The sequence below is a fragment of the Halorubrum salipaludis genome, from assembly GCF_002286985.1.
Taxonomy (GTDB): Archaea; Halobacteriota; Halobacteria; order Halobacteriales; family Haloferacaceae; genus Halorubrum; species Halorubrum salipaludis.
The window spans coordinates 280,590-300,459 of sequence record NZ_NSKC01000003.1; the positions used below are offsets into that span (position 1 = coordinate 280,590).

Here is a 19,870-nt window from a genome sequence, read left to right on the forward strand (position 1 = left end):
TCAGCGTTCCCGTCGCCACCGAGCCATCGCCAGAACAGCCACCGCGACGGCCGTCAGCGAGTGTAGCAGGCCGAACCCGGGGACGTCTTCCGCGGTCGTTCGGATCGGCGCGTTCTCGTAGGTCGGCGTCGCTCGCTCCGCGTCGCCCGCCCGTGTCCCGTCCGCCTCATCGCCCGCCTCACCGCTCGCGGGCGATCCCCCGTCGTTTCGGGCGCCCGTCTCGTCGTCCGACCACGCGTCGGGCTCGGTCGCTCCCGCTCTCTCGGGGCCTCCGGTGTCCCCGACCGGAGTTCGCCCAGACACGGCGATCGGAGCGCCCGGATGCGGCGTCCGGCGCTCGGCGCTCGGACGGAACCCGACCCCGCCCCCAACCCCGGCGGCGGGATCGATCCGGTCGCCGCCCCCGCCGGGTCTCCCGGCCTCGCCCGCGTCCGGTCCGCCCGGTCCTCGGTCCCCGGCGGGCCCGGTCGGAGCCGTGCCTCCCGCCGACCCTCCGGCGCCGCCCGTTCCTCCGCTTCCGCCGGCTCCGGTCCCGCCGTCCGCGGGGTCACCGGGGGCGATCCGCTCGCGGTCGTCGCCCGCCGGACCGCCCGGGCTTCGCCCGTCGAACGTCACTGTCGAGGTCGCCCGGTGACCGTCCGGCGGGTCTGACGCGGCCTCGCGGAGGCGGTCGTCCGTGACGCGGAACTCAGCCGTGAACTCCTCGCCCGGCTCCGGTTCGCCGTCGGTGGGGAGCGCGTCCTTTCCGTCGGCGACCACGTAGAGCCCCGACTCGTCGACGTGCACTGCCGAGTCACGCGGGAGTCCGGCCGTCGAGTCGCTCGCGGTCGCCGCCTCGTCACTCGCGGTCGATCGGACGCCGAACTCGAGCCCGTCGAGTCGGCCGAGGTCGTCGCCCGTCTCGAGCCCGGCGCTCCGCGCCGCGGTCAGTCCGGTCAGGCCGGAGGCGTTCGCCGCGTAGACGACGGTGTCGTTCGCGGCGACGCTCTGCGATCGCGAGAGGGTATCACCCTCGATGGCGTCCCGTACCGCCGTCGCGTTGGCGAGATCCGAGCGGTCCGCTTCCGTCCCCGTGTAGGTGGTGAGCCCGTTCGTCGAGCGCCGCTTGACCGTCACCGTCGCGTTATCGCTCGTCGCGGCGATACCGTGTTCCGACCGGACCGAAAGCTCGTAGGTGCCCGGCGGGAGCGTCCCGTTTTCCCCCGGTGCGGTGACGGATTCGATCGACGACCCCGAACCGGCCACAGAGAAGCTCTCGTTCAGCGACCCGTTCGACGCCGCGTACGTGTTGAAGTTGAGCGTTGTCTCTCCCTCTGTCGGTGTCGCGAGTTCGATGGTGGCTATCGTAGTGTTAGTGTTCGTCTCTTCGATGTGAACAAAAGAGGAATTGTACGTAGATCCAATTTTAACAGGAGCAGTTTGTCCTGAAAAAACAGGCTCATTTGATGTGGGAACACTCGACACGAGTTCTTTGTCTTTTAGAACAGATACTGACACATTCCTCCGTTCATTAGTATTTATATTAGTAAACTCTATACTGTATTCTCCCTCTTCTGAAACGTCAATACTTCTGTTAGTCGGCTTTGAACTCTCAAGGACAAATTGCTCTCTTTTTGACTCTGGATCCCGCTGTATTTTAGCAGCGATGTGTCTGGATGACTGAGCAGATCCAAACTGTGTTTGTATGTTGTTTTTAACAGATGTAGTGGGAACCTTTGGTGATAATGATGTATTCTTAATGGAAATTTGTGTTTGGTTGATATTTGATTCTGATTGAATAATGTACTCACCTTCCGAAATCATAGATGTGTTAACAATTCTAAGGTTTTTATATTCGTATATGGGATCTTGGTGCACAGTTTGATTTTTTGAAACCGATGATATTGTTGCAGATGTACTTGAATTCAGTCCAACATATGAGCCCTGTATTGCAGAAATTTTTGTCTTATTTTCAATAAGGTGGGTAATCCGGCGAGGTTTGAATTTTGCTTTAGAATATGTACTATTGTATGATTTTGATTCAATATTATTAATCGAAACTTCCTTTATATATGGGGGTCTTTGACTGTGCTCTGTCGTATTTAATAACAGATCAATCTGGTTTTTGTTGATCCTGTACTGACCCTTATCTTCACCAATTTCGACAGTTAATTCTGGCTGATCAAAAAATTTCACAGAGATGTTTCCTTCTTTTGAACTTATATTTGTATTAACTGGTATTGATAGAGTTGAGTACGAATTGTCTTGTTCCAAATAATGTGTTGGCTTTTGAACCACTTCTATTTTAACTGGAAATTGAGCGGAGTTTCTATCTACTGCGTATATGATGTCTATCTTTGGTTCTGTTTTTCCGGGGTGAATTGTTGCTGCAAGCTCAGTTTCACCACTTATATTGTTAGTATCTATTTTGATCTCTTTCTGATTACCTTGTGCAGTTCCAATTTTTTGAACCAATTCTCCTTCTTCAGAACTTTTCCAGATGATAATATGGTCTGTTTTATTTACCAGATCTACCGATCCAAGAGATATCGTATTATTTTCATGATTGTAGGTCTTGTTCTGGAATGAAACCCTGCTAGACGAAACTATGGTGAAATCTACGTATCTCTCACCACCTTCATCTTCTATAAGATATTCAATATTTCTATCAGAAATAGAAAGATCTCTATGATATTTACTTATATTTCTTGTAGTTATATTTGAAATTTTTATATCAAATCCAGACCCATCTGGTACTGATTCATCAACAATAATGGTTGCATTATCCTTATTTGGATGTTTGATATACACATCTGAATTAGTTACATCCTCCCGATCTGAAACTGTGTATGACGAGTTCGCCTTATCAAGCTCAGCTCCTGCATTTACAAGATCTCCTACTCGTATTTTGATGTCGCCATTCACCCCTCGTGTCTGAATATCATATATCGTTTGATTTTCATTTTCTCCTATGTTGATATTATCTGCCCCACCAATACTCCAAACTGTTCCATTTACAGACACTACCCCAATCCCGACCCCAATAACGGAGAACACACACAACGAGAGCGCGAGGGTACAGATCACCACACACCGAATTGTTGATCTCCGAGCCATTATCGTGTCCGCGCTGGCGAGCGCTACGGCTATCGGACTCCCAGACCGCAGGTCGAGACGACGCGAGTCCGGACCGCACTCTCGCAACGCGAGGTGTTCGCATTCGGGTCGATCACTTATAAATGGGTTGCGGACTCCGAAGCTTCCGTCCGCGGAAATGTTTTGGACGAAAGGAGCGACATCGTGCGGTTATGGCCGCTGGTCTCGGCGCGGATCACGGTCTCAGCGAGCGAGATCTGGCTTAAAACGGAGTCCGCAGAACCCGGCTAGTGTTCGACCTGTTCCATCAGGGAGAAGAGCGACTCGGAGGCGTCGACGGCGGTGGGATGGACGCCGACGAGCGCGATCACGTCCTCCTCGTGTTGGACCGTTCCGACGTACAGGTACACCGGAACGTCTTCGACCTCACCGCTCTGGCCGTCGCCGGCGTCGACCTCCGCGTCGACGGTCGTTTCGAGGATCGAGATCTCCACCTCCTCACCGAGGATGGTTCGGGTCTCGGACCCGCGGTCCTCGATGTCGCTCGCTTCAATGTCGGTGCCGTCGCCGCCGATCCCCTGCTGGTCGACCTGCTCTAACAGCCGTCGGATCAGCTCCGTGTCGTCCGCGCGGACGAGCGGGTTGACCGACTGCCCGCCGACCGACGCGTCCGGCGTGCTCGCCACGAACAGCGCCGATCCGTTGTCGGCGTTCTCGTACCCGGCGGCCCAGGTCGTCGCGGACACCTGCGCGTTCACGCCGGCAACGTCGAACTCCTGTTCGAGGGTGAACGACTCCGGGTCCTCTCCCTCGTATCCTGCTTCGGACGCCGCCGAGGACGGAACGCTGGCCGGTTCCGCGTCGAACTCGTAGCTGCCGTTCTCGCCGCCGGCGCCGGCGCACCCGGCGACCGCGACGGACCCCGATGCGGCGATCGCCGCGAGCAGTCCGCGTCTGTGCATACCGATAGGTACGCCCGCTGGAACGGTTAAGCGTATCGCCGTGGACACGGCGATCTGATAATCTCGCGATACGGGGCCGTTCTGCCGGCGCTAGCGGCTTCGGAAGCCGGTCGATCTCGGGGGCGTCGCGTCGCGGTCGGGCGGGGGAGTCGAAGGCACAAAGTTCACGGTGTGTCGCGCGCGAGGTGAGCCAAATGGAACGCCGAGGACAAATCGGACTGGTGGAAGCGCTCCTCCTTGACGTCGTCCGTCTCCACGAGACGTGGATGGAGGTCGTCTTCCCCAGGCAGCTCGATCCGAGCGCGGTGTTGGGGAAGTGGAAGCCGGAGACCACCGTCCAGACGGTCGGGTACTACCTCTGGGCGGTCCTCGGAGCCCCGCTCGTGGCGGTGGCGTACCCCCTCCTGCTCGTCGGGTTCGCCACCCGGTACTACGCGGCGAAGCTCGACTCGGCGGTCACGCGGTTCGGCGTGCTCGGCGCGGTGATCGTCGCCACGGTCGTCTGGGGGTCGCTCACCCTCCTCGCGCACTTCCAACTGCCGACGGAGGTGATGCTCGGGATCGGCGGCGCCAGCGTCGTCGCCGTCGTCGCCGCCGGGCTCGCCGCCGGATTCTCGAAGCTCGGCGGTCGGTTCGTCAGCGTCGTCCTCGCGTACCCGTTCGCGATGACGGCGATCTTCCTGCCGCCGGTCGTCGCCGCGCTGCTGACGCCCTCGATCTCGAACGTGGTCCTCGACCCGAGCTACGAGCTCGCGCGCTGGATCCTCGACACGTTCCTCGCCGTCGGCGGGATCAACGAGACGCTCCGCGGCGCCTTCGACCTGGAGACGTTCGGGCAGCAGTGGGGCGTCACGGGCCTCGGCTACGTGCTGATGTGGATCGGCATCTCTGTCCCGCTCGGCTGGTTCCTCGGCCTGCTCGTCGCGCTGGCGAACCTGATCCGTCCGCAGCCGGACGGCTGACGCGCTGACCGTCTCCTGTCGCCGTCACTCCTCCCGCGTCCGCCGACCCTTCCTCCCGCGTCCGCCGTCACTCCTCCCGGTCGAACCGCTCGCTCGCGGCCTCGAACGCGGACTCAGACTGCTCCTTGCTCCGCCGGCTCTCCCGCGCCGCGACCGCCTCGGGATCGGGACTGGCGTCGTCGTCGATCCGGGCGAACGACTTGTGGACCTTCGTGTGACACCAGCGACACAGCGCGACGGTGATCTCGTGAGGGCCGGCGCCGTCGGTGTCGGGTGAGGGAGATTCGGCGTCGTCGGTGTCGAGCGAGGAGGACTCGGCGTCGCCGTACGAGAGGTGATGTTCCTCCACCAGCGGCCGGGCGTCGTCGTGAGCCAGTCTGACCTCCGACAGCCCGCACCGGTAGCACTCTCTCCCGTCGGTCGTCGACCGGTAGTGCGGGCACGCCCGCCACTTGCCGTCGGCGCCGACGTGGCAGGCGTAGCCGTCTCGGCGTCGGTCGGCGGCGAACTCCGGATCGTCACCGGCCCGCGTCAGCGCGAAGCGACAGCGACCGTCGTCGGTGAGGTGGTCGCAGACGCCGGCGACCGCGTACGGGTCGTCGACGCCGACCGGCGTTCCGTCCGGCGTGCGTTCCATGATCGGCGCCCTCAGACGAGGCTCGCGCCGTCGAGGTCGGTCCGGCCGTAGTCAACGTCGAGCAGGCGCAGGATGGTCGGGGCGACGTCGAGCAGGTCCGCGTCCTCGACCTTCGCGTCCGGGTGATCGACGAACAGGGCGGCATCCTCGAAGGTGTGCATCCCGGTCCGGGGGCCGTCCGGATCGAACACCGCGTCGTGCGGGCGGAACCCGGACTTGAGGTCGAACCCCTCGTTCGGGATCACCACGAGGTCGGGCGCGATGGCGTCGTGGTCGCCGCGGAACACCGTCTCGCGCTCGACGACGCGCTTCGCGACCGGGTTCCCGTCCGGTCCCTCCCACGCCTCGAGGTCGGCTCGGAGCTCCTCGCGGACCGCCTCGTACTCCGACTCGGGGACGACGCCGTCGGGCTCGCGGCCCTCCACGTTGAGGTAGAAGCGACCGGGAACGAGCGAGTACGCGCGGGCGCCGTCGGCGATGTCCGACAGCGAGCCGTGGTCGTCGCCGTCCTCGTACGAGAGCCACCCCTCGCGTTCGAGCCACTCGTTGCAGTACACGTCGTACCGGAGCCGCTCGAACCCGTGGGTGGAGCCGACGACGAGCCGCACGTCGTTCGGGAGCGCCGTCCGGATCGCGCCGATGTGTTCGTCGAGGGCGGCGTAGAACTCCAGTACCTCCTCGCGGTACCGGCCTCCCTCCGCGTAGTCGCCCCACAGGAAGTGGTTGATCCGGTCCGGGGTGGAGAACACGCCGAGGAACAGGTCCCAGTCGTCCTTCTCGACGTAGCGGGAGAACGCCGCCGCGCGGGCGTCGAGGGTCTCGCGGGCCTGTTCGATGAACTCCGTCTTGTCCTCGCGGTGGCCGAGCTTCGCGTTGACGGACAGCCTGTAGTCGCTCTCGGTGAGGTACTCCCGGAGCTCCTCCGGGTGTGACGCCTTGTCGACGTCGGGAGAGAGGTAACCCGAGACCATGCGCTGGACCGTCCGCTGGGGCGGGAACGTGACGGGGACGTTCATCACGGTCGCGTCGAGGCCGGCGTCGGTCGCGCGGTCCCAGACCCGCGTCGCCTGCACGTCTCGACCCATGGGGACGTAGGTGTCATACGAGCCGACCTCGCGGTCTTGAAAGCCGTACACCCCGGTCTCGCCGGGGTTCACGCCGCTCGTGAGCACCGGCCAGCACGCGCTCGATTCCGGCGGCACGGCGCTGTCGATCGGTCCCCCGTCGCCCTCGTCGGCGATCGCCGACAGCGTCGGAAACGCGTCCGGGTTGTCGGCGACGAGGCGGTGGGGGAGCCCGTCGATCCCGATGAACGCCACGCGGGGCGTGTCGTTCCCTCGCAGCCGGTCGAAGAGGCCCATAGGGGTACATCCGCCGTGGAGGGCAAAAGGGTTCACATCGCTCTCCGGCCGCGCCGCGTCCGGACGCCGCGCCCCCTCTCGGGACCCTTTTGAGGGCGGCCCGTCACGGTGGCGCATGGAGACGCGACGCACGCTTCTCGTCGACGCGTTCGCGGACGAGCCGCTGGCCGGGAACGTCGCCGGCGTCGTGCCGGACGCCGCGGGACTGAGCGACGACCAGATGGGCCGGATCGCCGCGGAGATCGGCGCCTCCGAGACCGCGTTCCTGTCCGACGCCGAGGGTGCTGACGACCGGCTCCGATACTTCACGCCCTCGACCGAGGTCGACCTCTGTGGCCACGCCACGATCGCGACGTACAGCGCCCTGTTCGCCGAGGGCGCGATCGACGCCGGCGACCGGACCCTCCGGACGAACGTCGGCGACCTCGAGGTCACGGTCGACGACGACGGGACCGTCTGGATGCGGCAGAACCCGCCGACGGTGGACGTGGTAGATCCCGACGGCGACGGGGGAGCCGACCTCGACGCCGACCGCCTCGGCGACGCGCTCGGGATCGACCCGGCCGCCCTGCGCGACGTGGGCGCCGATCTCCCGGTCGCGGTCGCCTCCACGGGCCTCCCGTGGCTCGTCGTCCCCGTGAACTTCCTCGAACGCCTCGGCGAGGCCGAGCCCGACGCGGCCGCGATCGAGGCGATCTCCGAGGCGTACGACGCGGCCGGCGTGTACGCGTTCACGTTCGACGCGCTCGACGCCGACTCGACGCTCCACGGGCGGGCGTTCGCCCCGGCGGTCGGCGTGCCCGAGGACCCCGTCACCGGGACCGCGAGCGGCGCGGTCGGCGCCTACCTCCGCGAGGTCGGCGCGTTCGACGGCGACTTCCCCGACGAGCTGCGCTTCGAGCAGGGCCACTTCGTCGACCGGCCCGGCCACGTGCGCGTCCGGGTCGACGGCGATTCGGTTCGCGTCGGCGGGAAGGCGGTCGTCTCTATGGACGGCGAGCTGCGTGTGCCGGCGGACGACGACGACGAGATCATCGAGGCGTAGCGCTTGCATCGGCGGACCGTGGGCGATGCGGCTCGCTTTCCGGGGACGGCGTTTCCGCGGGCCGAACTCTTAGGAGTCCGCGAGCCGTATCGTGGCCATGGAGTTCGACCTTCCACGTGCGGCCGGCATCGTCGCGCTCGTCATCGCCCTCGGGACCGCCGGGGTCGCCTTCGGCTCGCCGATGGCGCTTTCGACGACGCTGATGATGGTCCTCCCCTCGATGGTCGTCTTCGGCGCCATCGCGTTCGTCGTCGGGATGAAACACGGCGAGTTCCGCGCGACGCACGCCTGAGTCGCAGGCGTCCCGCTCCTCGTCGCGCCCGCTCCCCGACGCGTCCCGTTTCTCGACGCGTCCCGCTCCCCGCATCAGCGGCGCTCCGGAACCACGACGCTTTTTAAAATGCCGACGACAACCCGGACCCGTGCTACTCGGGTCGCCGCTCACGGAACTCCTGTTGCTCGCCGGCGGCGCCGCCCTCCTGTACGCCGGCGCCGAGCTGCTCGTCAAGGGCGCCGGCGACCTCGCGCTCGCGGTCGGGCTGAAGGCGTCGACGGTCGGCGTCACCGTCGTCGCGTTCGCGACCACCGCCCCGGAGCTGTTCGTCTCCCTGCTGGGCGCGATCACGGTGTCGACCGACACCGGACTGGGCGCGATCGTCGGCTCCAACATCGCCAACATCGGGCTCGTGCTGGGCGTCTCCGCGCTGATCCGCCCGCTCGACATCTCGCGGACGGTGTTCGAGCGCCACGTCCCGTTCATGGTGCTCGCCGCGCTGCTCCTCGTCGGGCTCGGCTGGGACGGTCGGATCGGCGCGGTCGACGGCGTCCTCTTGCTCGTCGCCCTCGTCGCGTTCACCGCGGTCGTCCTGCGGCGGGTCCAGCAGACGCAGTCCGGGATCTCCGACGCCGAACGCGCGGAGATGCCCGACGCGCGAGCCCGCGACGCGGCCGCGGTCCTCGGCGGGCTCGTCGCCCTCGTGCTCGGGTCGCGCTGGCTCGTTGAGGGCGGCCAGTCGCTGCTGTCGGCCGCGGGCTTCTCCGACATCTTCATCGGGCTCACGGTGCTGGCGCTGGGGACCTCGCTGCCGGAGCTGGCCGCCAGCGTCGTCGCCGCGGTCCGCGGCGAGGCCGAGTTCAGCGTGGGCAACGTCGTGGGGTCGAACATCTACAACATCCTCGCGGTCATCGGCGTCGTCGCCGTCATCACCCCGATCAGCGTGAGCCCCGGCGTGCGCGGCTTCGAGTTCCCTGCGCTGCTCGCGTTCACCGCGCTGCTTGTCGGCCTGATGTACCGCGGCGAGCGCATCTCGCGGGTCGACGGCGGCGTCCTCGTCGCCGGCTACGTCGCGTTCATCTACCTGCTGCTGCCGTGAGATCGGCGAATACGTCGGGTAGACGGCGATCGAAGACAACTGTCATTTATAAATGCGAGATGGACCATCGGCGGTGGCGCGCGCCGGTGAGCGCCCGTTCGGGCGCGAACCCCGACGTGCGAGGGAGTCGGTGGTCCGGAGCGGAGCGAAGGACCACCGACGAGGCTGGGGAGGTGTGAGGCTGCGGTTGCGGTGTGGGGCGGGACTCAAAGGGGCGGCCGGGGCTTTGGAGGCGTTCACCACCGAACCAGCATCGCCCACTTATAAGCGATCGACCGGACAGACAGGCGAAACCGCCGCTGCTCCGTCGACCTCGTATCGACGCCTATTCGGTCGCCCGACCCCGACCGCGATCCGTGATAGCGATCGTCGTCAGCCGGGCCGACAGCGCCTCGGAACACATCGGCGAGCAGCTGCTCGATGTCGGCGACTGGGACCTCCGCGAGGACCCGAGCCGCCCCGACGCCGACGGGGGCGGGACGTACTACCGGACCGACGGGTTCGAGCTGCGGGAGTTCGACGAGCTCCACATCGAGCTGGAGGACCCGGTCGCCGCCTTCGACTGCGACCCCGAGTTCCTCGCGTTCGTCTCCCGGCACTCCGGCGAGACGGGGGAACTGCTGACCGCCCACGTCACCGGGAACTTCGGCCCCGCGCCGTACGGCGGCGAGCCGGAGACGCTGGCGCGAGCCGCGCCGGGCGCCGAAAAGCGCGTCGTCGAGGCGCTCGCCGCGTACGCCCCCGAGGGGTACGAGGTGGGGATCGAGTGCACGCACCACGGCCCGACCGCGACCGCCGTCCCGTCGCTGTTCGTCGAACTCGGCTCGGACGAGCCCCAGTGGACCGACTCGGAGGCGGCCCGGGCGGTCGCGCGGGCGGTGCTCGACCTCCGGGGGACCGGCGCGGACCTGATCGACGAGGGGGGCGAAGCCGGCGATACCCGCCCCCGCCACGTCGTCGGCTTCGGCGGCGGCCACTACGCCCCGCGGTTCACCCGGATCGTCCGCGAGACCGAGTGGGCCGTGGGTCATATCGGCGCCGACTGGGCGCTCGGGGAGATGGGCGCGCCCGACGCGAACTCGGACGTGATCGAACAGGCGTTCGCGCGGAGCCGCGCGGACTTGGCCGTGATCGAGGGCGACAGGCCCGACCTCGCGGCGACGGTCGAGGAGCTCGGCCACCGCGTCGTGAGCGAGACGTGGGTGCGCGAGGTCGGCGATCGGCCCCTGCCGCTGGTCGAGCGGCTGGAAGGGGAGATCGCGACGGTCGACGAGGGGCTCCGATTCGGCGAGGTCGCCCCCGCGTCCCCCGACACGATCCGCGTCCGACCGCTGCCGGGCGAACTGCTCTCGCGGGCGCAGGGCGTGGACGCGGACGCGGCCCGCGCGGCCGTGGAAGCGAACGCCGTCGCCTTCGACACCGAGCAGGCCGGGACGCGGGCGACGGGGCGGGCCGCCTTCGCCGCCGGCGGGGGGTCGCCCGGGTACGACGACCTCGTCGCGGAGCTGGCGGCGGTGTTGGAGCGCGGCTACGACGCAGTCGAGGTCGCCGACGGCGCCGTGATCGCCCGCGAGACCGCGTTCGATCCGGGGCTCGCCGCCGAGCGCGGCGTCCCGGAGGGCCCGGCGTTCGGGCGCCTCGCGAACGGCGAGTCGGTCGACGTCGACGGCGAGACGGTCGCGCCAGAAGACGTGTCGCGGGCGCGGAGAGAGCGGTTCCCGATCGAGTGACGATTCGGAGGGAGGGGCCTCGCGGATCGGCGGCCCCGTCATTCGTTTTCGAACAGTGATACGCGGGTTTCGTCGGCTCTGGAGTCCGTCTCCGGCCGTCTGACTCGCGTCAGACGATCGGGCAAAAATAAATACGTCCGGGTCGCAACCACACCATATAATGGACTCTATCGTAGAGGACGCCATCGACGAAGCCGAGGAATCCCCGGCGGACGACGCCGGGGAGGCCGGCGCCGGCGCGAACGACGCGGCCGCCGGTGCGCCGCCACAGACCGGAACGATGACCGACGAGGAGCTGCAGGACGTCCTCCAGGACCTCCAGACCAACATCACGGTCGTCGGCTGCGGGGGCGCCGGCGGCAACACGGTCAACCGGATGACCGAGGAGGGGATCCACGGGGCGAAGCTGGTCGCCGCCAACACCGACGTCCAGCACCTCGTCAACATCGAGGCCGACACGAAGATCCTCATGGGCCAGCAGAAGACGCAGGGCCGCGGCGCCGGTTCCCTCCCACAGGTCGGCGAGGAGGCCGCCATCGAGTCCCAAGAGGAGATCCAGGACGCCATCGACGGTTCCGACATGGTGTTCGTCACCGCCGGGCTCGGCGGCGGCACGGGGACCGGGTCGGCGCCGGTCGTCGCGAAGGCCGCCCGCGAGTCGGGCGCGCTCACCATCGCCATCGTCACGACCCCCTTCACGGCCGAGGGCGAGGTCCGGCGGACGAACGCCGAGGCGGGCTTAGAGCGGCTCCGCGACGTTTCCGACACGGTCATCGTCGTCCCCAACGACCGCCTGCTCGACGCGGTCGGGAAGCTCCCCGTCCGGCAGGCGTTCAAGGTGTCCGACGAGGTGCTGATGCGCTCGGTGAAGGGGATCACGGAGCTCATCACGATGCCCGGCCTGGTCAACCTCGACTTCGCCGACGTCCGCACCGTCATGGAGAAGGGCGGCGTCGCGATGATCGGCCTCGGCGAGTCCGACTCCGACTCGAAGGCGCAGGACTCGGTGAAGTCCGCGCTGCGCTCTCCACTGCTCGACGTCGACATCTCCGGCGCCAACTCCGCGCTGGTGAACGTCACCGGCGGCACCGACATGTCCATCGAGGAGGCCGAGGGCGTCGTCGAGGAGATCTACGACCGGATCGACCCCGACGCCCGGATCATCTGGGGGACCTCCGTCGACGAGGAGCTCGAAGGCGAGATGCGGACTATGATCGTCGTGACCGGGGTCGAGTCGCCGCAGATCTACGGCCGTAACGGGGAGGCGCCCGAAGGGAGCTCCCCCGAGATGGAAGACATCGACTACGTGGAGTAACGCGTCCGGCGCGAACGCCGACCGTTTCTGTCCGTCTCTCGTCGCTTCCGGTTGTTCTCGTTCGTTTCCGTCCATTCGGCCGCTCTCGGCTGTCCCCGCCTCGCATCAAAAGGTAAAAACCGGATCGACTCGAACTCTCTCGCAACATGGACGTTCCGTACGACCTCAACAGCTACATTCGGGTGCTGAAACTGGCGAGCACGCCGAGCACCGACGAGTTCCTCCAGGTGTCGAAGATCGCTGGCGCCGGAATCTTACTCATCGGCTTCATCGGCTTCCTGATGTTCGCGATCATGAGCCTCCTGCCGGGGGTCGGCGCGTAATGCCGATCTTCTCGGTCAAGACCACCGCGAGCCAGGAGCGTACCGTCGCCGACATGCTCGCGGAGAAGGAGATGCCGGAGATTCAGGCCGTCATCGCCCCCGACCAGCTGACGAGCTACGTGATGGTCGAGGCCACCGACGGGAGCGTGTTCGCCCGGATCCTCGACGAGATCCCGCACGCCCGCGGCGTGATTCAGGGGTCGGAGGGGCCGGCGGAGAGCCCCTTCTCCGAGGTCGAGCACTTCCTCTCGCCGACACCCGACGTGGAGGGGATCGCCGAGGGCGACATCGTCGAGCTGATCGCCGGCCCGTTCAAGGGCGAGAAGGCCCGCGTCCAGCGCATCGACGAGGGCAAAGACCAGGTGACCGTCGAGCTGTACGAGGCGACCGTTCCGATCCCGGTGACGGTCCGCGGCGACCAGATCCGCGTGCTCGACTCGGACGAGCGGTAAGCGACCGATAGCGGTCCGTTTTCGGAAACGCGTTTCCCCGCGCGGAGCGTCGCTTCGAGAATTCGCCGTCGGTGGGGTTCGCGGCCGCGGTCGGTCGTGCGATCCGATCGTCGGTAACGACAAGGGCTTTATCCGCCGACGACTGACGGTCGGGCATGTTCGGTTCCGGCGTACCGGCGGCGCTGAGCCTGTTGCCGGACACGTTCACGTTCGCCTGGCTCGTCGCGATCCTCTTCGCCGTCGCGTGGCTGCTCGACAGCCGCGGGCTGGCGGCGGGCCGGTCGCTCGCGGCCGGGACGTGGGCGCTGTTCGGGCTCTTCTGGCTGACGACGGTGCCGTACTTCGCGTTCGAGCACCAGAGCTACGTCGAGTCGATCCTCGCGCTCGTCGGGGTGCCGGCCTGCATGTACGCGGGGTACCTCCTGTACAACGGGCGGGCGTCGCTGTTCACCCTCACGCGGGCGATCGCGATCATGCTGTTCATCTACCTCCCGTTCGAGACGATTCCCGCGTTCACGCTCGGCGGGGTCGCGTTCCCCGAACCCCGCCGGATCCTGATCGAGGCGGTCGCGACCCAGACCGGGATGCTCATCGACCTCCTCGGCTACGCGCCGGAGCGGGTGGCGAGCAGCGAGGGGTACAACGCGGCCTACCTGTGGACGCTCGACGACGGCCACACCTACCGGATCGACATCGTGCTCGCCTGCACGGGGCTCGGGAGCATGGCGATCTTCGGCGGGCTCGTCGCGGCGGTCGAGGCGCCCCTGCGGCGGAAGCTCCGCGGGCTCGCGGTGTCGGTCTCGCTCATCTACGTCCTCAACATCCTCCGGACGACGTTCATCTCGGTCGTCTCCGGCAACCAGTACATGCAGTGGCAGACGGACCTCGTGTTGGCGATGTTCGGTGCGAGTGACCCCTATCGGGTGTCCTTCCTGATCTCCGACCGGATCATGAGCCAGCTGCTCGCGGTCGTGGCGCTGATCGGGATCACCTTCCTCGTGGTGCGGGAGCTGCCGGAACTCGTGGTCGTCCTCGAAGACGTGCTCTACCTGCTCACCGGCGAAGAGCACGACCTGACGGAGGCCCTCGACCTCCCGCGGGAGCCGACGAACCGCTGACGCGGCACGGCTCCGACGGGCCTCTCCGAACTATATATCAATATATAGTAAGCTATAGATGCCGCTGTCGAGTGGTTCGGCGTATGGACGCGACGACTCGGTCGGAACGGGAGCTGCGTGGCCGGCGGGGGGTGCGGCGACGGTTGGGTCGGCGACGGTTGGGTCGGCGACGGTTGGGTCGGCGGAGACGACGACGGGGTCGACGACACCGGCGGCGAGGTGAGGCCCCGTGTTGAGCGCCGTCGACCCGCTGGTCTACCTCGAGACGAACGTCGCGAAGCTCGTCTTGGCGACTGCGCTGGGGATGTTCCTCGGATTGGAGCGGGAGTGGTCACAGAAGTCCGCGGGGATCCGGACGTTCGCGCTGATCAGCCTCGCGGCGGCCGTCTTCTCCCTGCTCGGCGACGACGGGCTCCTGATCGTCGGCGGCGTGCTGATCGTCGCCAGCGCGGTGCTGCTCGCCGTCCGGAGCTTCGTCGAGGAGGAGGTCGACGGGCTCTCGCTGACCACGTCGGTGTCGATGCTCGTCACCTACGGGGTCGGCGCGCTCGTCGCCGAGGAGTTCTTCATCGAGGCGGTGACGGTGGCCGTGCTCTCCTCGCTGCTGCTCGTGTTGAAGCGGGAGCTCCACCAGTTCGCGTGGGGGCTCTCCCGGGAGGAGGTCCGCAGCGCGGTGGAGTTCACGATCCTCGCGTTCGTCGTCTTCCCGCTGCTCCCGGCGGAGACCGTCGACCCCTGGGGCGCGGTCCAGCCCCGGCTCATCTGGTCGCTGGTCGTCGCGGTCAGCGCCATCGGCTTCGTCAACTACGTCCTGGTGAAGCGGTATCAGGGGCGCGGCTACGCGGTCACCGGCTTCTTCGGCGGGCTCGTGAACTCCACCGCGGTCGTCGCCGAGATGGCGAAACGCGCGAAGGGGCGGGCGGACCTGCTCGACATCGCGGTGGGCTCGATCCTGCTGGCGAACGCCGCGATGGCCCTCCGGAACGCCGCGGTCGTCGCCGCCTTCGTCCCCGAGGCCGCCCTGATAGTGGGCGCGCCGCTGGGCGCGATCACGGTCGCCGGCGTCGCGATCGCGGTGTGGCGAAGCGACTGGCGGGCGACGGTGGAGGCGGATCTCACGTCGCCGTTCAGCCTCCGGAACGCCCTGACGTTCGGGGCGCTGTTCCTCGTCGTCCTGCTCGTCTCGGCGGGCGCCGAGCGGGCGTTCGGCGCCGGCGGGTTCGTCGCCACCTCGTTCCTCGCGGGGCTAGTCTCCTCGGGCACGGCGACGACCACGGCCGTCTCGCTCCTCGGAACCGGTCAGATCGCGGTCGACACCGCGGTCGCGGGGGTCGTCGCGGGGACGGTCGCGAGCGTCCTCGTCAAGACGGCGTTCGCGGCGGGCATCGCGCGGGAGCTGGTCCGTCCGGTCCTGTTCTGGAACCTCGCGCTGATCGCGGTCGGGATCGCGGTCGGCGCACCGCTGCTCTTCCTATGACCGCCGCGTGAGGGTGGGCCGTCTCGGCCCGCTCACGACAGGTGTTCGGCCACGTCGGTCGACGAGACCATCCCCACGTAGTCGTCGTCGACGACGGGGAGGTGTTTCACGCCGTACATCGTCATCATCGCGGCGACCTCCTCCATCATGAGGTCCGGGGTCACGGTCTCGACGTCTTCGGTCATCACGTCGCGAACGACCGTCTCGCCGAGGTCGCGGCCCTCTGCGACGGCGCCGACGATGTCGCTTTGGGTGACGATACAGCCGCCGCCGGTGGTCACGACGAGCGCGCTGATGTCGCCGTCGCTCATGCGACGCGCCGCCTGCCTGAGCGGTTCGTCGGCCCCGATCGTTTCCAGCGGCGTCGACATGACTTCGCTGACGCGCGTCCGGTCGTCCAGATCCATACTCTGCTGTGTGTTACCACACCAGATGACTCTTCCGGCTGGTGCAACGCGACGGTGGTGTCGTCACCGGGCGTCGCGGCGGCGACCGCGTCCCCCGCGCCGCCGACGGGTCGCCTACCGCTTCCCCGAGAGGAACGCGGTGAGGTCGGTCGTCGACACCATCCCGATCAGCTCTCCCTCCCCGTCCACGACGGGCAGGTGGGTGTAGCCGTGTACGGTCGGTTCGGCGAGTTCCTCGACCGTGTCGTCGGGCTCGACCGTCACCACGTCGGTCGTCATGAACGCCTCGACCGCCGTCTCGTCTTCGGGATCGTTCTCCCGGACGAGCGAGACGAAGTCGGTCGCGGTGATCAACCCCTTCAGTCGTCGACTCCCGTCGACGACGAGGATCGAGTTCTTCCCGGTTTCGAGCATCCGTCGGGCGGCCGTCGCGGCCGAGGCGCCCGATTCGATGGTGAGCAGATCGGTCGACATGAGCCGCTCGACGGCGAGGTCAGACATGTGGCGTGATAACGCGGCCCGGGGTCATCAAACGTGGGGTCGTCACCCGTCCCGTCGCCCCTTCGTCACCGCTCCGTCGCCCCTTCGTCACCGCTCCGTCGCCCCTTCGTCACCGCTCCGTCGTCCCTTCGTCACCGCTCCGTCGTCCCTTCGTCACCGCTCCGTCGTCCCTTCGTCACCGCTCCGTCGTCCCTTCGTCACCGCTCCGTCGTCCCTTCGTCGCCACCGGCCCCCGCGGCTCGCTCACTCCTCGACGAGGTCCGCCGGCGCGCCCGCCAGCCCGGCCAGCGCGTCGGCCTCGACGTGGTGGAGGTCGCCGGGGATCACGAGCAGGTGCAGTGGGTCGCCGAACTCGCGGTCCGCGAGCGCGCTCAGGCGGTCGGCGGCGACGACCGAATCGGGCGACCCCGCGCGGGCGACGACGACGGCGAGCGCGTCCTCCCACCCGTCGGCGAGCAGGCCGGCGGCGACGTCCGCGGTCATGTACTCCTCGTGGTCCGGGTCGGGCCCGGTCGGGCCGGTGCCGACTTTGATGTCGAGGTAGACGACGGTGTGGAGCCCGCGCTCGCGGTTCGCCTCGATCGTGTCGATCACGCTCCCCGGCACGTCGTCGCCGCCGTGGGCGTACGGGAACGGGAGCGTCGTCGCCTTGCCGAACCGGTAGTTCTGGAGCCCGGTGAGGCTCGACGCGGCCGACTGGGCGGTGACGCCGTGGATCACGCGGGTGTCGATCCCGCGGTCCTCGGCGCGCAGCCGCAGGTCCGTGTGGGTCGTCGAGATCATCGTGTCGCCGGCGGTGAGGAACGCGACGTGGCCCTCTTCGGCCGCCGCGAGGATCGCTTCGGGGTCCCGCTCGACGCCCCCGCGCGACCGGACCTCGATCGCCGCGTCGTGGTACGCCTCGAGGTCGTCGACGGTGGCGCCGACCAGCTTGCTGGTGTAGAACTCCGCGAACACCCGGTCCGCGGAGCGGAGCGCCTCGCGCCCCTCGACGGTGATCGACCGCTCGTCGTAGAGGCCGAGACCGATGAACGTGAGCATACGACCCGTCGGGCGGGCGGCGAGTAAAAGGGCGCGGAACGGCGCCGCACACTCGGGGACCACGACTGAACCGGGCGTCGGCGACGGCCGATCCTCAAGGTCCTTCATGATCATATCTTGTGATTCCATAGCAAGCCCTAAGAGGTAACCACCACAACGTCGACCTACGAGGCCCTCACGGGCTCACATACCACTATGACTGACGACGAACTCATCTGGCGGATATCGGGGGGATCCGGTGACGGGATCGCTTCGACCAGCCAGAACTTCGCGAAGGCCTTGATGCGATCGGGGCTCAACGTCTTCACGCATCGCCACTACCCGTCGCGGATCCGCGGCGGTCACACGTACACCGAGGTCCGCGCGTCGGCGGACCCGGTGAACTCCCGCGGAGACGGGTACAACTTCCTGCTCGCGCTCGGCGACTCGTTCGCCCGCAACCCGCAGGAGGAGGCCGTCTACGGGAACGAGGAGATCAAACCCCTCTCGGAGAACTTAGACGAGCTCCGCGAGGGCGGGGTCATCGTGTACGACGAGGGACTCCTCGACGCCTCCGAAATCCCGAACTTCGAGGAGCGCGCCGAGGAGAACGACTGGCACGTATACCCCCTCGACCTCCGCGGGCTCGCCCGCGATCAGGGTCGCGAGGTCATGCGGAACACCGCCGGCGTCGGCGCGACCTGCGCGCTGACCGGGATGGACCTCGACCACGTCCAGGACCTCATGCGCGACGCGATGCCGGAGAAGATCCTCGAGCCGAACCTCGAGATCCTCCAGATCGCGTACGACCAGGTCCGCGAGGAGTACGACGTGGACGCCCCGGACGTGTCGGTGCCGACCGGCGAGCACGACGAGACGCAGCTGCTCATGTCCGGCTCGGACGCCATCTCCTACGGCGCCATCGACGAGGGCTGCCGGTTCATCGCGGGCTACCCGATGACGCCGTGGACCGAGGTGTTCACCATCATGACGAAGAACCTGCCGAAGCTCGGCGGGATCTCCGAGCAGGTCGAAGACGAGATCGCCGCGGCCGCGCTCGCGGTCGGGGCCTCCCACGCCGGCGTGAAGGCCATGTCCGGCTCCTCCGGCGGCGGGTTCGCGCTGATGTCGGAGCCGCTCGGGCTCGCGGAGATGACGGAGACGCCCGTCGTCCTCGTCGAGGCCATGCGCGCCGGCCCGTCCACCGGGATGCCGACGAAGCCGGAGCAGTCCGACCTCGAACACGTCCTGTACACCTCGCAGGGCGACTCCCAGCGCGTCGTCTTAGCGCCCGGGACCGTCGAGGAGGCGTACGAGCAGTCGCGGATCGCCTTCCGGCTGGCCTACGAGTACCAGATCCCGTCGATCCTCCTGTACGACCAGAAGCTCGGCGGCGAGATGACGAACGTCCCCAAGAGCCACTTCGACCGCGAGCCGAACCCGACGCTCGGGAAGACGCTCTCGGAGGACGCGCTGGCCGACGAGCCGCACTCGGCCGACGGGAAGTTCCACCGCTTCCAGCACGACGTCGAGGACGGCGTCTCCCCGCGGTCGGTCCCCGGCCAGAAGGGCGGTCGCTTCCTCGCGACCGGCAACGAGCACGACCCCACCGGGCACATCGCCGAGTCGCCCGACAACCGCGTCGCGCAGATCGACCGACGCACTGAGAAGCTCGAGGCGATCCGCGCCGATCTCGACACGGTCGACACCGGCTCGTACGCCGGCCCCGACGACGCTCAGTACGGCATCCTCACGTTCGGCAGCCAGCAGGGCACCGTCGAGGAGGCCGTCGGCCGGCTCAACGACGCCGGCGTCTCGGTGAAGTCGTACGGCGTCTCCGACATGCTCCCGTTCCCGACCGAGCAGGTCGCCGAGTTCGTCGAGAGCGTCGACGAGGTGCTCGTCGTCGAGATGACCGCCTCCGGACAGTTCCGCGGGCTCGTCCAGAAGAACCTCGGCCGCTACGGCGAGAAGCTGTCGAGCCTGCTGAAGTACAACGGGAACCCGTTCGAGCCGGCGGAGATCGTCGACGGGTTCGAGACCGCGATCATCGAGGGCGACGGCGACGCGTCCGGCCATCAGACCACCTTCGTCCCAGCCGCAGGTGACTAA

The 19,870-nt window shown here is 67.0% G+C and carries 18 protein-coding genes; 11 read left to right on the plus strand and 7 right to left on the minus strand.

What is annotated here, in order from left to right; translation table 11 throughout:
* Together CK500_RS17590 and CK500_RS06880 are read right to left on the minus strand one after the other, a co-directional pair.
* Positions 1 to 3,069 carry a hypothetical protein gene (locus CK500_RS17590; protein ID WP_233138913.1) on the minus strand — a complete coding sequence of 1,023 codons (3,069 nt, stop codon included), beginning with the start codon at positions 3,067 to 3,069 and terminating at the stop codon, positions 1 to 3.
* Positions 3,070 to 3,362: 293 nt separating this feature from the next.
* Positions 3,363 to 4,037: a DUF6517 family protein gene (locus CK500_RS06880; protein WP_095636507.1), complete on the minus strand. Its 675-nt coding sequence runs from the start codon at positions 4,035 to 4,037 to the stop codon at positions 3,363 to 3,365.
* A 221-nt stretch (positions 4,038 to 4,258) separates the two neighbouring features.
* Here CK500_RS06880 and CK500_RS06885 point away from each other — a divergent pair, with 221 nt between their 5' ends.
* Positions 4,259 to 4,999, plus strand: coding sequence for a hypothetical protein (locus CK500_RS06885; protein ID WP_095636508.1), 741 nt, complete (start codon positions 4,259 to 4,261; stop codon positions 4,997 to 4,999).
* A 67-nt stretch (positions 5,000 to 5,066) separates the two neighbouring features.
* Here CK500_RS06885 and CK500_RS06890 read toward each other — a convergent pair whose 3' ends face one another.
* A complete protein-coding gene (locus CK500_RS06890) occupies positions 5,067 to 5,636 on the minus strand; it encodes a DUF7097 family protein (protein ID WP_095636509.1) in 570 nt (189 codons plus the stop codon).
* Between the two features lie 11 nt (positions 5,637 to 5,647).
* Positions 5,648 to 6,997 carry an alkaline phosphatase family protein gene (locus CK500_RS06895; protein ID WP_095636510.1) on the minus strand — a complete coding sequence of 450 codons (1,350 nt, stop codon included), beginning with the start codon at positions 6,995 to 6,997 and terminating at the stop codon, positions 5,648 to 5,650.
* A gap of 115 nt (positions 6,998 to 7,112) precedes the next feature.
* Here CK500_RS06895 and CK500_RS06900 point away from each other — a divergent pair, with 115 nt between their 5' ends.
* The 9 genes from CK500_RS06900 to CK500_RS06940 all read left to right on the plus strand — a co-directional run bounded on the left by CK500_RS06900 (position 7,113) and on the right by CK500_RS06940 (position 15,830).
* Complete coding sequence (locus tag CK500_RS06900; RefSeq protein WP_095636511.1) at positions 7,113 to 8,042, plus strand: PhzF family phenazine biosynthesis protein; 930 nt, start codon at positions 7,113 to 7,115, stop codon at positions 8,040 to 8,042.
* A gap of 97 nt (positions 8,043 to 8,139) precedes the next feature.
* Positions 8,140 to 8,334 carry a DUF7333 family protein gene (locus tag CK500_RS06905; RefSeq protein ID WP_095636512.1) on the plus strand — a complete coding sequence of 65 codons (195 nt, stop codon included), beginning with the start codon at positions 8,140 to 8,142 and terminating at the stop codon, positions 8,332 to 8,334.
* 130 nt (positions 8,335 to 8,464) lie between these two features.
* Positions 8,465 to 9,415 (plus strand): calcium/sodium antiporter, encoded by a 951-nt coding sequence (locus tag CK500_RS06910; RefSeq protein WP_095636513.1) that lies wholly within the window; start codon positions 8,465 to 8,467, stop codon positions 9,413 to 9,415.
* Between the two features lie 356 nt (positions 9,416 to 9,771).
* Positions 9,772 to 11,145: a D-aminoacyl-tRNA deacylase gene (locus CK500_RS06915; RefSeq protein WP_095636514.1), complete on the plus strand. Its 1,374-nt coding sequence runs from the start codon at positions 9,772 to 9,774 to the stop codon at positions 11,143 to 11,145.
* 160 nt (positions 11,146 to 11,305) lie between these two features.
* On the plus strand, positions 11,306 to 12,460 hold the full coding sequence (gene ftsZ / locus CK500_RS06920) for a cell division protein FtsZ (protein WP_095636515.1): 1,155 nt from the start codon (positions 11,306 to 11,308) through the stop codon (positions 12,458 to 12,460).
* Between the two features lie 146 nt (positions 12,461 to 12,606).
* Positions 12,607 to 12,783 carry a protein translocase SEC61 complex subunit gamma gene (locus CK500_RS06925; RefSeq protein ID WP_006628863.1) on the plus strand — a complete coding sequence of 59 codons (177 nt, stop codon included), beginning with the start codon at positions 12,607 to 12,609 and terminating at the stop codon, positions 12,781 to 12,783.
* Positions 12,783 to 13,235 (plus strand): transcription elongation factor Spt5, encoded by a 453-nt coding sequence (locus tag CK500_RS06930; protein WP_008004357.1) that lies wholly within the window; start codon positions 12,783 to 12,785, stop codon positions 13,233 to 13,235. The genes CK500_RS06925 and CK500_RS06930 overlap by 1 nt, the downstream gene beginning before the upstream one ends.
* Before the next feature lie 155 nt (positions 13,236 to 13,390).
* A complete protein-coding gene (gene artA / locus CK500_RS06935; RefSeq protein ID WP_095636516.1) occupies positions 13,391 to 14,353 on the plus strand; it encodes an archaeosortase A in 963 nt (320 codons plus the stop codon).
* A gap of 229 nt (positions 14,354 to 14,582) precedes the next feature.
* Complete coding sequence (locus tag CK500_RS06940) at positions 14,583 to 15,830, plus strand: MgtC/SapB family protein (protein WP_095636517.1); 1,248 nt, start codon at positions 14,583 to 14,585, stop codon at positions 15,828 to 15,830.
* A 32-nt stretch (positions 15,831 to 15,862) separates the two neighbouring features.
* Here CK500_RS06940 and CK500_RS06945 read toward each other — a convergent pair whose 3' ends face one another.
* The 3 genes from CK500_RS06945 to dph5 all read right to left on the minus strand — a co-directional run bounded on the left by CK500_RS06945 (position 15,863) and on the right by dph5 (position 17,779).
* The gene (locus CK500_RS06945) at positions 15,863 to 16,237 is read right to left on the minus strand and encodes a CBS domain-containing protein (RefSeq protein ID WP_095636518.1); all 375 of its coding nucleotides are present in this window, start codon (positions 16,235 to 16,237) and stop codon (positions 15,863 to 15,865) included.
* 114 nt (positions 16,238 to 16,351) lie between these two features.
* Positions 16,352 to 16,738: a CBS domain-containing protein gene (locus CK500_RS06950; RefSeq protein WP_095636519.1), complete on the minus strand. Its 387-nt coding sequence runs from the start codon at positions 16,736 to 16,738 to the stop codon at positions 16,352 to 16,354.
* A 243-nt stretch (positions 16,739 to 16,981) separates the two neighbouring features.
* Complete coding sequence (dph5, locus tag CK500_RS06955) at positions 16,982 to 17,779, minus strand: diphthine synthase (protein ID WP_095636520.1); 798 nt, start codon at positions 17,777 to 17,779, stop codon at positions 16,982 to 16,984.
* A gap of 195 nt (positions 17,780 to 17,974) precedes the next feature.
* Between dph5 and CK500_RS06960 the strand changes: the two genes are divergently transcribed.
* Positions 17,975 to 19,870 carry a 2-oxoacid:acceptor oxidoreductase subunit alpha gene (locus tag CK500_RS06960; protein WP_095636521.1) on the plus strand — a complete coding sequence of 632 codons (1,896 nt, stop codon included), beginning with the start codon at positions 17,975 to 17,977 and terminating at the stop codon, positions 19,868 to 19,870.

Bases quoted from the DNA above. Each gene is read 5' to 3' on its own strand.
- CK500_RS06880 (WP_095636507.1), bottom strand. From the start codon at position 4,037: ATGCACAGACGCGGACTGCTCGCGGCGATCGCCGCATCGGGGTCCGTC.
- CK500_RS06890 (WP_095636509.1), bottom strand. From the start codon at position 5,636: ATGGAACGCACGCCGGACGGAACGCCGGTCGGCGTCGACGACCCGTAC.
- CK500_RS06895 (WP_095636510.1), bottom strand. From the start codon at position 6,997: ATGGGCCTCTTCGACCGGCTGCGAGGGAACGACACGCCCCGCGTGGCG.
- CK500_RS06900 (WP_095636511.1), top strand. From the start codon at position 7,113: ATGGAGACGCGACGCACGCTTCTCGTCGACGCGTTCGCGGACGAGCCG.
- CK500_RS06905 (WP_095636512.1), top strand. From the start codon at position 8,140: ATGGAGTTCGACCTTCCACGTGCGGCCGGCATCGTCGCGCTCGTCATC.
- ftsZ (WP_095636515.1), top strand. From the start codon at position 11,306: ATGGACTCTATCGTAGAGGACGCCATCGACGAAGCCGAGGAATCCCCG.
- CK500_RS06925 (WP_006628863.1), top strand. From the start codon at position 12,607: ATGGACGTTCCGTACGACCTCAACAGCTACATTCGGGTGCTGAAACTG.
- CK500_RS06930 (WP_008004357.1), top strand. From the start codon at position 12,783: ATGCCGATCTTCTCGGTCAAGACCACCGCGAGCCAGGAGCGTACCGTC.
- artA (WP_095636516.1), top strand. From the start codon at position 13,391: ATGTTCGGTTCCGGCGTACCGGCGGCGCTGAGCCTGTTGCCGGACACG.
- CK500_RS06945 (WP_095636518.1), bottom strand. From the start codon at position 16,237: ATGGATCTGGACGACCGGACGCGCGTCAGCGAAGTCATGTCGACGCCG.
- CK500_RS06950 (WP_095636519.1), bottom strand. From the start codon at position 16,738: ATGTCTGACCTCGCCGTCGAGCGGCTCATGTCGACCGATCTGCTCACC.
- dph5 (WP_095636520.1), bottom strand. From the start codon at position 17,779: ATGCTCACGTTCATCGGTCTCGGCCTCTACGACGAGCGGTCGATCACC.
- CK500_RS06960 (WP_095636521.1), top strand. From the start codon at position 17,975: ATGACTGACGACGAACTCATCTGGCGGATATCGGGGGGATCCGGTGAC.